This is a genomic window from Marinobacterium alkalitolerans (assembly GCF_017776525.1).
GTDB classification, from domain to species: Bacteria; Pseudomonadota; Gammaproteobacteria; order Pseudomonadales; family Balneatricaceae; genus Marinobacterium; species Marinobacterium alkalitolerans.
The window spans coordinates 120068-133056 of sequence record NZ_JACVEW010000009.1 but is presented as its reverse complement, the minus strand read 5'-3'; the positions used below and the strand labels follow the sequence as shown (position 1 = coordinate 133056).

At 60.5% G+C, this 12989-nt stretch carries 5 protein-coding genes; 3 read left to right on the top strand and 2 right to left on the bottom strand.

Going from position 1 to position 12989, the window contains the following annotated elements:
- Positions 1-114: 114 nt before the first annotated feature.
- The gene (gene fabI / locus H9C73_RS07700) at positions 115-879 is read right to left on the bottom strand and encodes an enoyl-ACP reductase FabI (protein ID WP_209287232.1); all 765 of its coding nucleotides are present in this window, start codon (positions 877-879) and stop codon (positions 115-117) included.
- 182 nt (positions 880-1061) lie between these two features.
- Entirely contained in the window at positions 1062-3614 is a 2553-nt protein-coding gene (locus H9C73_RS07695; protein WP_209287231.1) for a putative bifunctional diguanylate cyclase/phosphodiesterase, read from the bottom strand.
- Positions 3615-3773: 159 nt separating this feature from the next.
- Here H9C73_RS07695 and recC point away from each other — a divergent pair, with 159 nt between their 5' ends.
- The 3 genes from recC to recD are packed head-to-tail and all read left to right on the top strand — an operon-like array spanning position 3774 to position 12986.
- Positions 3774-7211 carry an exodeoxyribonuclease V subunit gamma gene (recC, locus tag H9C73_RS07690; RefSeq protein WP_328797951.1) on the top strand — a complete coding sequence of 1146 codons (3438 nt, stop codon included), beginning with the start codon at positions 3774-3776 and terminating at the stop codon, positions 7209-7211.
- Positions 7208-10951, top strand: a complete 3744-nt coding sequence (recB, locus tag H9C73_RS07685; RefSeq protein ID WP_209287230.1) for an exodeoxyribonuclease V subunit beta — start codon at positions 7208-7210, stop codon at positions 10949-10951. Before recC ends, recB begins: the two co-directional genes overlap by 4 nt.
- Entirely contained in the window at positions 10944-12986 is a 2043-nt protein-coding gene (gene recD / locus H9C73_RS07680) for an exodeoxyribonuclease V subunit alpha (RefSeq protein WP_209287229.1), read from the top strand. The genes recB and recD overlap by 8 nt, the downstream gene beginning before the upstream one ends.
- The last annotated feature ends 3 nt before the right edge of the window (positions 12987-12989 follow it).

Sequence of the window (12989 nt, the reverse complement as noted above, 5' to 3'; positions counted from 1 at the left end):
GTCATCGCCAAGCATTTAATTAAGTGAAAACCCCGGTCTCGTTGAGGCCGGGGTTTTTGCGTTATGGGCGGGTGAAAAAGGGAGCCGCTCTCGGGAGCGGCTACGTTGAGTAACTCAGGCCATCAGGTGATGGCCGGCATCGATGTGCACCAGGTTGCCGGTCATGGCGCGCGCCTGATCACTGATCAGAAAGGCCGCCATATTGCCGACATCAGCAGGAGTGCCCAACTGGTGCAGCGGAGAGCGCTCGATGGCATCCTGCATCAGGCGATCAAACGCCTGAATGCCGCTGGCCGCCCGGGTTGGCATCGGCCCTGGGGACAGGGAATGTACACGGATCTGTTCAGACCCCAGTTCGGCAGCCAGGTAGCGTACAGAACTGTCTAGTGCTGCCTTTATCGGCCCCATCATATTGTAGTTTTCCACCACGCGTTCAGCGCCCTGATAGCTCATTGTCAGCAGGGTACCGCCCTGTTTCATCAGAGGCTTGGCCAGCCTGGCGGTACGAATAAAGGAGTGGCAGGAAATATCCATGGCCTTGCAGAACCCCTCGCTGCTGGAGTCCAGTAGCTGGCCGTGGAGTTCTTCAATGGGCGACCAGGCAATGGAGTGAACCACAAAGTCCAGTGATCCCCACTCGCTTTCGATGGTTTCAAAGACCGCTTCCAGCTCGTCTGACTTGGCAACGTTACAGGGCAGGAAGAGAGGGGCTTCCAGCCGTTCAGCCAGCGGCGCAACGTAGGGTTTGGCCTTGTCGTTCAGATAGGTAATACAGAGTTCAGCTCCCAACTGCTGCAGTACATCAGCGCAGCCAAAGGCGATGCTCTGGTCATTGGCAATGCCAAGAATCAGGCCTTTCTTGCCTTCCAGGTTGATCATGGTGATTAATCTCGCAATGGTTTTTGCCCAGCCTAAAAGCGCCCCGTGACAGGCAGATGAAGGCGCTGTCGCAGGCAGCAGGGCAAAGGGTGAGGTAAAGCAGAAATAACGATCCGGGCCGCATTCTATCAGAGAGGCGGCAGGGCTCCAGCGATCAGGGAGCCCTGCCGAAACAGCAGCCGTCAGACTGTGGGCAATTCCCGTTGTGGGCGCCCGATATGATAGCCTTGCGCATAGTCGATACCGACCGAACGTACCATTTCCAGTACCTCTTCCGTTTCGACAAACTCGGCTACGGTCTTCAGGTTCAGTTTCTGGGCCAGCTCGGTGATGCTGACAACAAAGGCCATGTCCTTGGGGTCGTTCCCCATGTTGGCGATGAATTCGCCTTCGATTTTGACGTAATCGATGGGGAGGTATTTCAGGTAGTGGAAAGACGAGAAGCCAGACCCGAAATCATCGATGGCCAGTCGGTAGCCTGAATCCTTGAGGCTGCGGACGAATTGCTCCAGCAGCCCCATGTTCTTGACCGTATCTCGCTCCGTGATTTCAAACACAATGCGGTTGGGTGTGATGGCATGTTTCTGCGTCAGCTCATGCAGCGTGTTCAGGAAGTCGCGGACCAGAACGGCACGGGGCGAGAGGTTGATGAATACCAGCCCTTCATAGCCGCTTTCATTGACGGCCATGAAGGCCTTTTCCATGACGATGTAGTCAAGCAGGTGGACCTTGCCCATGGACTCGGCGATCTCAATGAATTCACCCGCTGACATCAGTCGGTCAGGCAACTCGATGCGGCTGAGGACTTCGACTGCCGGGGTGTCCTCCTCCATGGGCTGGATTGGTTGGAATACCGGGATAATGCTGCGGTTCTCGATCGCCTCGTTGACCAGCAGCATTTTCTGATTCATGTCGTGGAAGATATCGGCCACATCATTTTTGTGTGGCAGGCTGATGCGGTTCTTGCCCTGATTCTTGGCGCGATACATCAGGTTATCCACGAACATGAACAGGTCCTTGCGGTTGTTGGCATGCTCGGGGAACATGCCCACCCCGATAGAACCGGTGACCCGGACCGTGGAGCCTTCATTCACCTCAAGGGTAAAGTTCTGCAGGCAGTGCAGCAGCTTTTCCGCGATGATTTCTGTCTGTTGGGCCGAGGTTTCCGGGAGAACAACAACGAATTCGTCACCCCCGTAACGGGCCAGGATGTCACCGGTGCGCAGCTGTGCCTGCATCGCCAGCGAGAGTTGCTGCAGCAGCTTGTCGCCTACGGCGTGGCCATATCCGTCATTGACGGACTTGAAGTTGTCCAGATCGACCAGCATAAGCGCAACGGGGTAGTCGTGGCGCTCGCAGCGATCCAGCTCGTAGTCTAGCAGTTCCCAGAACATGCGCTGGTTATACAGGTTGGTCAACGGGTCGCGCGTCGCGTAATACTCAAGGTCGCGGGTGTATTTGTAGATCGCCTTCACCGAGCCCACCACGTTGAGCAGGGTGGAAAGAACGCTCTCAAGCACCAGCACCTTGGTGTTGTTCTTGACGATGTCCGAGTGCACACCGATACCGACAATACCCCCGATCTTGGGTGTCTCGACCAGCAGTGACTTGGTTTGAAGCTCAATTTCAGTCTGGTCCAGGGTCATCTCGCCATCGGAGTGCACATGGTTGTGGTGAATCACGACTTCACCGGGCAAAGAGAATCCCTGGTTGGTGCGCAGCCGCTTGAGCACGGCTTCTTCCATCATCTGGCGCGTCTCTCGGGTGGGCGGCTTGAGCCAGAAAATCTCCAGGTCGAACAGCTCATCGTCCACCTTGAAGATGGAAAACATGGTGTAGATCTGGATTACCTGATTGATATCCAGCATGAGCATGTTGATGTATTCGCGCCAGTCACGCACCACCTCGGAGGTGATAACGAACTTCTCCAGCAGCCGAATTTCAAATTCCAGCAGATCCTTGTCCACGGCAATGGAGTTGAGGCGCCCGGCCAGTGTCTCGACCTGATGGAAAATGTGGTTCAGCTCGGAGAATCCCAGGTTTTCCCCATCCCGCGACAACTCGCCCAGATCATCCAGTGATTCAACTCGGGCAATGCGGTGGCTCAGCTCGTCCACCGAGTGATTCACCTTTTGGGTTACGGCACGCACGGCGAGGAACCCGAACAGGGCCGGCAGAGGGGAAAGAATGAGCAGATAGTAGAGCAGGTTGCGATTGGCGATGGCCATTTGCTGGGTCAGGTCCTGTGACACCTCGATCAACCCCAAATTGTCGCCAGCCTCAACGTTGGTGTGACAACCCAGACACTTTTCTTCCGCCTGCAGAGGGTAGAGATAGGTGTGACGATTGCCGTCATGCTGTGCCTGAGGCTTGCCATCCAGCATGGCCTGCCGCATGGTGGCATTCAATGGCGGCTGCTCGATCGGCCCGTACAGGTCCGTCACGTTTTGCCCGCGGAATACGTTGACATTGATGTCGGTGCTTTCCTTCTCCCCGTGCGAGAGCTCATTCAGGAACTGCTCCAGCTGTTGCCGGGTCCAGCCCTGGCTCATCACCAGATACATCGAGTTGAAGGTATTCTGTGCAACCGAGCGAGCAATCTCCTCGGCACTGTCTCGAATACTGGCCTGATAGGCCTGGCGGCACACCAGCAACAGCACCAGAAACCCGATGGCTGAATACAGAAAGGTGCGGTTCAACAGATAGCGTCGAATTGTGGGGGTGCGCTTCGGCATAAAAATGACTACCGGATCGTTATTATTGGGTATCGATTGTACGGTGATAAACTGTTTGAATCTGTAAACAGTTAGGCGGATTGTTGACCTCCATCAACATCATAATGGCAAGTCGGATGGTCCCGGCAGAATGCAGTAGCCGAACAGGGAGAGCGTGACGTGACATTCATTGAGGCAGAACAGCCGGCCCCGGGTCTGGCCATTATTCATGGCAACCGGCCGGAGAGCTTGCGTGAGCTGCTGGTTTACTGGCTAAAGCAGAACCCTCTGGCTGTCCTCGAAAATGAAACGCTGCTGGTTCAGAGCAACGGTATTGCACAGTGGCTGCAGCTGGCACTGGCCCGCTCACCCGACGACCCGGAGCAGCCCGGTTGCGGTATTGCCGCCGCGCTCGACATTCAATTGCCCTCGGCATTTCTGTGGCAGGCCTATCGGGCCGTGCTGGGTGAGTCAGCAGTTCCGAAAACCTCGCCTTACGACAAATCCCGTTTGACCTGGCGTTTGCTGCGGCTGTTGCCGGAGCTGATGGCACGGCCGGAGTGTGCCCAGCTAGAGCGATTCCTCAAAGAGGATGTGACCGCTCGCAAGGAGTACCAGCTGGCCGAACGTCTGGCCGATCTCTACGATCAGTATCAGGTCTATCGCGCGGATTGGCTCAGTGCCTGGGCAGCGGGCCGTGATGTGTTGATTGATGCTCAGGGACAGGAACAGCCGCTGCCGGAAGAGCAGAGGTGGCAGCCACTGCTGTGGCGGGTCATCCGTGAGGATATGAGCCCCGAGCAACGGGGGCTGAGCCGGGCCGACCTGCATCAGCAGTTTTTACACGCCTGTCAGCAGTTGTCCGGCAGGCCCCGGGCACTGCCTCGGCGCGTGGTGATCTTCGGGATATCCGCGTTGCCACAGCAGTTTATCGAAGCCCTGTCGGCACTGGCTGAACATACCCAGGTGCTGCTCTGTGTGCACAACCCCTGCCGCCACTACTGGGCCGATATCATTGACGGCAAGGAGCTGCTGAGAAGCACCCGGCGCCGTCAGGCGTTGAAAGCCGGCATGCCGGCAGACGTAAACGATGCCGACTTGCACCTCTATGCACAGCCTCTGCTGGCCGCCTGGGGCAAACAGGGGCGCGACTATATTCGCCTGCTGGATGCCTTCGATAATACCGACCAGTACCGTGACTGGTTTCAGCGTATCGACCTGTTTGACGAGCCGGAGCCTGAGCTCGAACAGCTCTCCCTGCTGAATCAGATTCAGCAGGACATTCTGGAGCTGGAACCGCTGCCCTCAACACCCAGAACGCTGAGTGAAAGTGATCGCTCACTGACCTTTCAGGTTGCGCACAGCCGTCAGCGGGAAGTTGAAATCCTGCACGATCAACTGCTGCAGTGGTTTCAGGAAGACCCGGCGCTCAAGCCGCGCGACATCATTGTGATGGTGCCCGATGTGAACCAGTATGCACCGCACATCCGGGCCGTGTTCGGACGCCTGCCAGCGCAGGATGCGCGTTACATCCCCTTTACTCTGAATGACCAGCAGAACCGTGGACAGGCGTCTTTGCTGATCGCACTTGAACTGCTGCTGCATCTGCCTCAGGAGCGTTTCGGTATCAGTCAGCTGTTCGACCTGCTGGAGGTCCCTGCGATCAGGGAACGGTTTGGCATGGCGGAGCAGGATCTGCCACGGCTCCAGCACTGGATCCGTGATGCCGGCATTCGCTGGGGCCTGGACAGCGAGCAGCGAGCAGGGCTCGAATTGCCGGAAGGGCTGGAGCAGAACACCTGGCTGTTCGGGCTGAGACGGATGCTGCTGGGCTACATGATGGGGGATGAACAGACCTTTGCCGGCATTGAGGCCTATGGCGAGGTGGGTGGACTTGAGGCGGCACAGGTGGGGCCGCTGGCGGAACTGGTGACCGCACTGCTGCACCTGCGTGAGCACTTGCTTACCCCGCAGTCGCATCTGGAGTGGAGCCGGACACTGACGTCCGTGCTGGATGACTTTTTACGTCCGGTGAGCGATCAGGACCTGATGCTGATGGAGCGGCTGCTGCAGCGACTGCAGCAATGGCAGGATGCCTGCACCGAGGCGCAACTGGAGCGAACGCTGCCGCTGGAGGTAGTCCGGGACAGCTGGCTCGACGGCATCGACGAGATGAGCCTGTCACAGCGCTTCATGGCCGGTGCGGTCAATATTGCCACCCTGATGCCCATGCGCGCGATCCCGTTCAAGCGCGTGTGTCTCCTTGGCATGAATGACGGTGACTATCCACGGGTACAGCCGCCGATGAACTTCGACCTGATGGTTGGGCGCTATCGTCCCGGTGACCGTTCACGCCGCGAGGATGACCGCTATCTGTTTCTGGAGGCGATGCTGTCGGCACGTGATGCGCTCTATATCAGCTGGGTCGGACGCAGTGTACGGGACAACGCCGAGCAGCCGCCTTCGGTTCTGGTGGCACAGCTGCGCGATCATCTGGCGCAGGGCTGGTGCATCGAAGACGGCACTGAAGTGTTGAGCCGGCTGACGACAGAACATCCTCTGCAGCCATTCAGTCCGCGCTACTTCGCACAGGATCCGCGCCTGTTCACCTATGCGCGTGAGTGGCGCGAGGTACATGAAGGCAGCACAGAGACAACAGTCGCTGAGCTGCCGCCACTGGTATTGCCGGAAACGCTGAACCTCAAGGTGTTGCAGCGTTTCCTGCGCTACCCGGTACACACCTTTTTCAACCAGCGTCTGGGCGTCTGGTTTGAAGCGCTGGAATCGGAGCAGGCCGAGCACGAGCCGTTCAATTTTGACCGACTGGATCAGTTCCGGCTCGGATCGGCGTTGATCGAAGCCGGCCTCAAGGCCGACAGCCACGAAACCGGCATACAGCAGCAGCTGGCTCGCTGGCAGCGGGCAGGCGAGTTGCCGCTGGGTCCGTACGCTGAGCGTGCCGTGCGGGAGATTATCAGCCCGGCCGCGTCCACCTTGCGCCATCTCGAGCAACTGCAGGCCAACTGGGAACCGCTGCACGAGCCGCTTGAGCTGCAGCTCAGGTTGAGTGCCGAGCAGGGTGAGGTTCGTCTGGAAGACTGGGTCAGCGGATTATACCGGCATCAGACATCCGGCACGCTGGCACTGATACTGTCATCGCCCCAGGCGATCAGCGACAAGGGGGCGCCCCGCTGGCATCGGCTGGTGCGCGCCTGGGTGGATCATCTGGCGGTGAGTGCAAGCGGGTACTCACTGACCACCTTCCTGGTGGGGCCCGATACATCTGCGCGTCTGCGCCCGATGTCGCCCGAGTTGGCACAGCAGCTGCTCGATCAGATCCTGTCCTCATACCTGCAGGCGCTGGAGGCACCTGCGCCTCTGGCCTGCCGTACCGGTCTGGCGCTGTTCACGGCTCCCGAGGGGAAAGATCCGGTGGATCTGGCGGCCAGCGCCTACACCGGCAACAGCCGTTATCCGGGGGAGGGGGCGGATCGCTACCTGCAACGGGCCTGGCCCGATTTCGAGTCGTTATTGGCATCCGGTCTGGAAGACTGGGCTGACCGCCTGTACCGGCCCTTAACGGAACAGGGTGAATTGCTGTCAGGGGAGGACGCATGAGTAGAGCGAACGCCACACGCCCACAGACATTGAACCCGCTGCAGTTCCCGCTGCACGGTCAGCGCCTGATTGAGGCCAGTGCAGGAACCGGCAAAACCTTTACCATCGCGGCGCTTTACGTGCGTCTGGTGCTCGGGCACGGGGATGATGAATCGGGGTTTGGCCGGCCGCTGTTGCCACCGGATATTCTGGTAGTGACCTTCACCAACGCCGCTACCCGTGAACTCAGAGACCGTATTCGCAGCCGCCTGGCCGAGGCCGCCCAGGTGTTCAGAGGCAAGAGCGAGCCGGACCCCTTCCTGCAGCAACTGCTGGCAGAGCCTGAATATACGGATGAAGAGGCGCGTGCGCTGGCGGCACGCAAGTTGGAACAGGCCGCCGAGTGGATGGATGAAGCAGCGGTATACACCATTCACAGCTGGAGCCAGCGGATGCTGACCCAGCATGCCTTCGATACCGGCAGCCTGTTTCAGCAACAGCTGGAGCAGGACGACAGTGAGCTGCTGACCGAAATGGCACGCGATTACTGGCGCAGCTGGTGCTATGCGCTGTCTCCTGCAGCCGCGGAGGCACTCAGCGATCTGGCTTCCACGCCTGACAGCCTGTTGAAACACCTCAGGCCCTTGCTGCAGCCGGGCGATCAGACCGTTTGTTTTCAGGGTGAAGCGCTCTCGGCGCCGCAGTCGCCAACCGAATTCGCGGCTGCACTTGAGACCTGGCTGCCAGAAAAGGAAGCACTCGAGCAGCGGGCACGTGACCTCTGGCTGGCAGAGCGTGACAGCATTGAATCCCTGTTGATGACCGCGGCGCAGAACAAGGTTCTGAACAACCAGAGCTACAAGCCTGCGACCTTGCCGGACAAGTTCGCTGATATGGCGGACTGGGCAGAGGGCAGTGCGCTGGCAGCGGAGGCGCTGGCCCACTTTGGTATTGAGAAACTGACGGCCAAGACCGCCAAGGCCAGGCAGGGGCAGACCCCGGCGCACCCCGTGTTCGAGTGCCTGCAGCAGCTGGTCGATTACCTCAAGACGCAGCCGCCGGTGCAGCCGGTGCAGCTGCACGCCGCCCAATGGATTCAGCAGCGCTTTGCCCGCGCCCGCGAGCGGGCGGCCACGCTGGGCTTCAACGATATGCTGGTGCGGCTGGATCAGGCGTTGCAGGGAGAAGGTGGCGAGCATCTGGCCACCACCATCCGGCGTCAGTACCCGGTGGCCCTGATCGACGAGTTTCAGGATACCGACCCGCTGCAATACCGCATCTTCAGCCGTGTCTATCAGAGTGAACAGTCACCCGAGATGATGCAGGACAAGTCGGCGCTGTTGATGATCGGGGATCCCAAACAGGCGATTTACGCCTTTCGCGGTGCCGATATTCACACCTACCTGCAGGCACGTCAGGACACGGCCGGGCGCCACTACACGCTGGGGCGCAACTTCCGTTCCTCGTCTGCACTGGTAACGGCCGTCAACCGCCTGTTTGAGCAGGCTGAAGCGGCACAGCCGGCAGGGGCGTTTCGCTTCGCGCGTGATGGCGAAAACCCCTTGCCCTTCATCCCGGTGGACGCCAATGGTCGCAAAGAGGTGTTCGAGGTCGACGGGGCTCGCCCGGCGGCGCTGACTCACTGGCTGCTCACCGATGAAGACGGCAAAGGGGTTGCCGTGGGCGACTACCGTCAGCAAATGGCCGAGCACTGTGCCAGCGAAATCTGTCGACTGCTCATGCTGGCGCAACAGCAAAGGGCCGGTTTTCGGGATGAGACGGATGAGCTGAAGCCGCTCAAGCCCAGTGATATCGCGATTCTGGTGCGCAGTGGCAGCGAAGCCCGGGTGATGCGTGAGGCCCTGGAGCGCCGGGCCGTACGCAGTGTGTACCTGTCCGATCAGGCTTCGGTATATGCCAGTGTGGAAGCGGAAGACCTCTGGCGCTGGCTCAAGGCCTGCGCCGAGCCGGAACGTGCCGAGCTGGTACAGGGAGCGCTGGCCACGGCCACACTGGGGCTGAGTTATGCCCGGCTGGAGCAGTTAACCCGCGATGAGCAGGAGTGGGAGCGGGAAGTCGAGCGTTTCCGTGATCTGCGGGAGTGCTGGCAGCGACAGGGGGTGCTGCCCATGGTGCGTCACCTGATGGATCTGTTCGAGTTGCCAGCCCGGCTGCTGCAAGTGACCAACGGTGAGCGGGTACTGACCAACCTGTTGCACCTGGCCGAGCTGCTGCAGACCGCCAGCAGCCAGCTGGAAGGCGAGTTGGCACTGATCCGGTATCTGCAGGAACAGGTATTGAACAGCAGTAACGCCGGTGATGAACATATCATGCGGCTGGAAAGCGATGCCGACCTGGTGCAGGTGGTGACGATCCACAAGTCCAAGGGGTTGGAGTACCCGCTGGTCTTTCTGCCCTTTGTCTGCAGCTACCGCGAAGTAAGCGCCGACAACGGCAGTTACCGCTATCAAACGGATGCAGGGGCGGTGCTGGAGCTGGACAGCGGTCATGCCGACGCCAAAAAGGCGGCCGACAGAGAGCGGCTGCAGGAGGATCTGCGACTGCTGTACGTCGCCCTGACACGTCCCGTGCATGCCTGCTGGCTGGGGGTGGCGGCCATCAAGCGGAACCGCTCGCTGAGCGTTCACAAGAGCGCGTTCGGCCAGTTGCTGGGCTGTGAGGACAAGACGGACACCCCTGCGTTGCAGGTACTGCTGCAGCCGCTGGTGAGCGGTGGCGTGATTGAAGTCGAGGCTCCGCCCCCGGTCGAATCCACCGTGTTGCCTCAGACAGGTGACAGCCGGTCACTGGCAGACGCCCGTATCTGTGAGCGCCCGGTGGTATCCGAGCGCTGGTGGATCGCCAGTTACAGTGCCATCGCCCAGTTGCAGGGGCTGGCTGAGCCCCTCATGCCAACGCCCGAAGCGGCGGAAAATGCGACCGAGGAAACCGCGCGTGAAAGCCGTGACGAAACCACCGCTGCCGCTCAGGTTGAATTTGCCTATGACCCCCATCATTTCTGGAAAGGTCCTCAGGCCGGGACCTTCCTGCACGGCATTCTGGAATGGGCTGCAGAGCAGGGGTTTGAGCAGGTGGCGGGCAATGAAGCCCTGCGTCAGGAATACCTCGCTCCCCGTTGCCAGCGGCGTGACTGGGAGCCCTGGCTGCCGGTGCTGGATCGCTGGCTGGCGCAGCTGCTGCGTACCCCGCTGCCCCTGATGGACGACAGTGTGAGCCTGTCCGGGCTGACCCGATATCAGGCTGAGCTGGAGTTCTGGTTCGAGGTGGCCGAGGTGCCCGTGGTCAAGCTGGATCGGATTATCAGCCGCCACGTATTGCCGGGGCAGCCTCGCCCGGCGCTGGCGCCTCAGCAGTTGGGCGGCATGCTCAAGGGCTTTATCGACCTGGTGTTTGAACATGAAGGGCGCTACTGGGTGGCGGACTACAAATCCAACTGGCTCGGCCCCGATGACAGCCACTATGGCCTCGACAACATGCAGGCTGCCGTATTGGCCAAACGCTACGACGTGCAGTACGTCCTCTATCTGGTGGCGCTGCATCGCCTGTTGAAGGCGCGCTTGCCCGGTTATGCCGAAGACCCGATCAAGGGCTATGAACAGCATGTGGGCGGCGCACTCTACCTGTTTCTGAGAGGCATCAACGCGGCTGATCTTCACGGCTGTTGTATCGACCGTCCCGAGGCTGAATTGATCCACAGGCTCGACTGCCTGCTGGCAGGGCAGGAGGCAACCCATGACTGAGCAGACCGATCTCTTTCCCCTGCAGGTGCAGCGGCACCCGGCGCTGTCCGACTGGCGTGCGTTGGAAAGCCTGCTGCAGCGCTGGCAGGAGCGGGGCTGGATTCGTGCGCTGGATCTGGCGCTGGGGCGCTTTCTGCATACATTGGAACCGGAAGCCTCCCCATTGATACTGCTGGCCGCCGTGCTGACCAGTCACCAGCTCGGGCGCGGGCATATCTGTGCGGATATCGATGCGCTTCTGTCGACTCCGGATGCGGCCCTCTCTCTGCCGCCGGATGGCGAGTTCGGTGAAGCCCTGCCGGACCGTCCGGCTGAACTCCTGCAAGGGGTTGAACGCCATGAATGGCTCGGCGCACTGGAAAGTTCGGCACTGGTCGGGGATGGGGACCCGCCCACGCCACTGGTACTTGAGCCTGACAGCACACGCCTCTACCTGTATCGGCAGTGGCGTTACGAGGTGGATGTGGCTGCCAGTATCGGCCATCGCCTGGAGGCGCTGCCCGTGGACGAATCCCTTATGCGACAACGGCTGGCCGAACTGTTTACGCCCGCGGACGGACATCTGGACTGGCAGCAGCTGGCCTGTGCACTGATGGCCGGTCGACGTTTCGGCATCATTACGGGCGGCCCCGGCACCGGCAAAACCACCACGGTGGTCAAACTGCTGGCGCTGCTGCAGAGTCTGGCCGAGGCGCAGGGTGAGGTGCTGCGCATACGGCTGGCAGCACCCACCGGCAAGGCCGCTGCACGTCTGACCGAGTCCATCAGCGGCGCGATCGGGCGCTTGCCGGCACACCTGCAGTCGCATATTCCGGCAGAGGTCACCACCTTGCACCGCTTGCTGGGGGCACGCCCGGATACCCGCCGCTTTGTGCATAACGCTGATAACCCGCTGCATGCGGATCTGGTGGTCGTCGATGAAGCCTCGATGATCGACCTGGAAATGATGCATCAACTGCTGGCGGCACTGCCGCCACGGGCCCGTCTGGTACTGCTGGGCGACAAGGACCAGCTGGCCTCGGTGGAGGCCGGTTCCGTATTGGGGGATCTCTGTGAAGGGGCCGATCAGGGCGGGTATGCACCTGAAACCTTGAGGCAACTGGCACAACAGACCGGGCAGGATGTGGCCGCCTGGCAGGCGGCAGAAGGTGAAGCGTCCCAACGCCCGCTGTCCCAATCGATCGCCATGCTCAGACACAGTCACCGCTTTGGGGCCGACAGCGGTATCGGAGCGCTGGCACGGGCCGTGAATGCCGGTGATCCTGAGCGGGTACAGCAGGTGTTTCAGGCCGGGTATGTCGACCTGGGGTTATTGAGGTTGAAAGGCGAAAACGATGCCGCACTGGAACGTCTGGTGCTGGGCGACAGGCATGTGTTCCCGGCTGCAGAAGGGCCCGCTCCCAGAGGCTATCGCCATTATCTGAGCCTGATCCATGAACAACGGCCGGCGGCACAGGATCCGTCTGCCCGGGATGACTGGGCCCGACAGGTACTTGCAGCCTTTGCCGAGTTTCAACTGCTGTGTGCCCTGCGTCGCGGCCCCTGGGGCGTGGAAGGGCTGAATGACCGTATCGCCACGGCCCTGGCAAGTGCGGGGCTGATTGAGCGGACTCAAGGCTGGTATGAAGGGCGACCGGTACTGGTCACGCGCAATGACTACGGGCTGGGGCTGATGAACGGGGATATCGGTATCACGCTGAAGGTGCTCTCTGAAGCGGGAGCCCCCCTGCTTCGAGTCGTGTTCCCGCTGTCTGACGGTACGTTGAAGTGGGTATTGCCCAGCCGGTTACAGTCGATTGAAACTGTGTACGCCATGACGGTGCACAAGTCACAGGGCTCCGAGTTCGCCCATACGGCCATGGTACTGCCTCCGAATCAGAACCCGGTGCTGACGCGGGAACTGGTGTACACCGGCATTACACGCGCCAGTCGCTGGTTCAGTTTATTGCTGACGCATCCGGCTCGGCTGGAGGAAGCCGTGCGTGCGCGCGTAAGGCGTGCCAGCGGCCTGCGTGGCCGTCTCCTCACAGGTTGAACA

Bases quoted from the DNA above. Each gene is read 5' to 3' on its own strand.
- fabI (WP_209287232.1), bottom strand. From the start codon at position 879: ATGATCAACCTGGAAGGCAAGAAAGGCCTGATTCTTGGCATTGCCAAT.
- H9C73_RS07695 (WP_209287231.1), bottom strand. From the start codon at position 3,614: ATGCCGAAGCGCACCCCCACAATTCGACGCTATCTGTTGAACCGCACC.
- recB (WP_209287230.1), top strand. From the start codon at position 7,208: ATGAGTAGAGCGAACGCCACACGCCCACAGACATTGAACCCGCTGCAG.
- recD (WP_209287229.1), top strand. From the start codon at position 10,944: ATGACTGAGCAGACCGATCTCTTTCCCCTGCAGGTGCAGCGGCACCCG.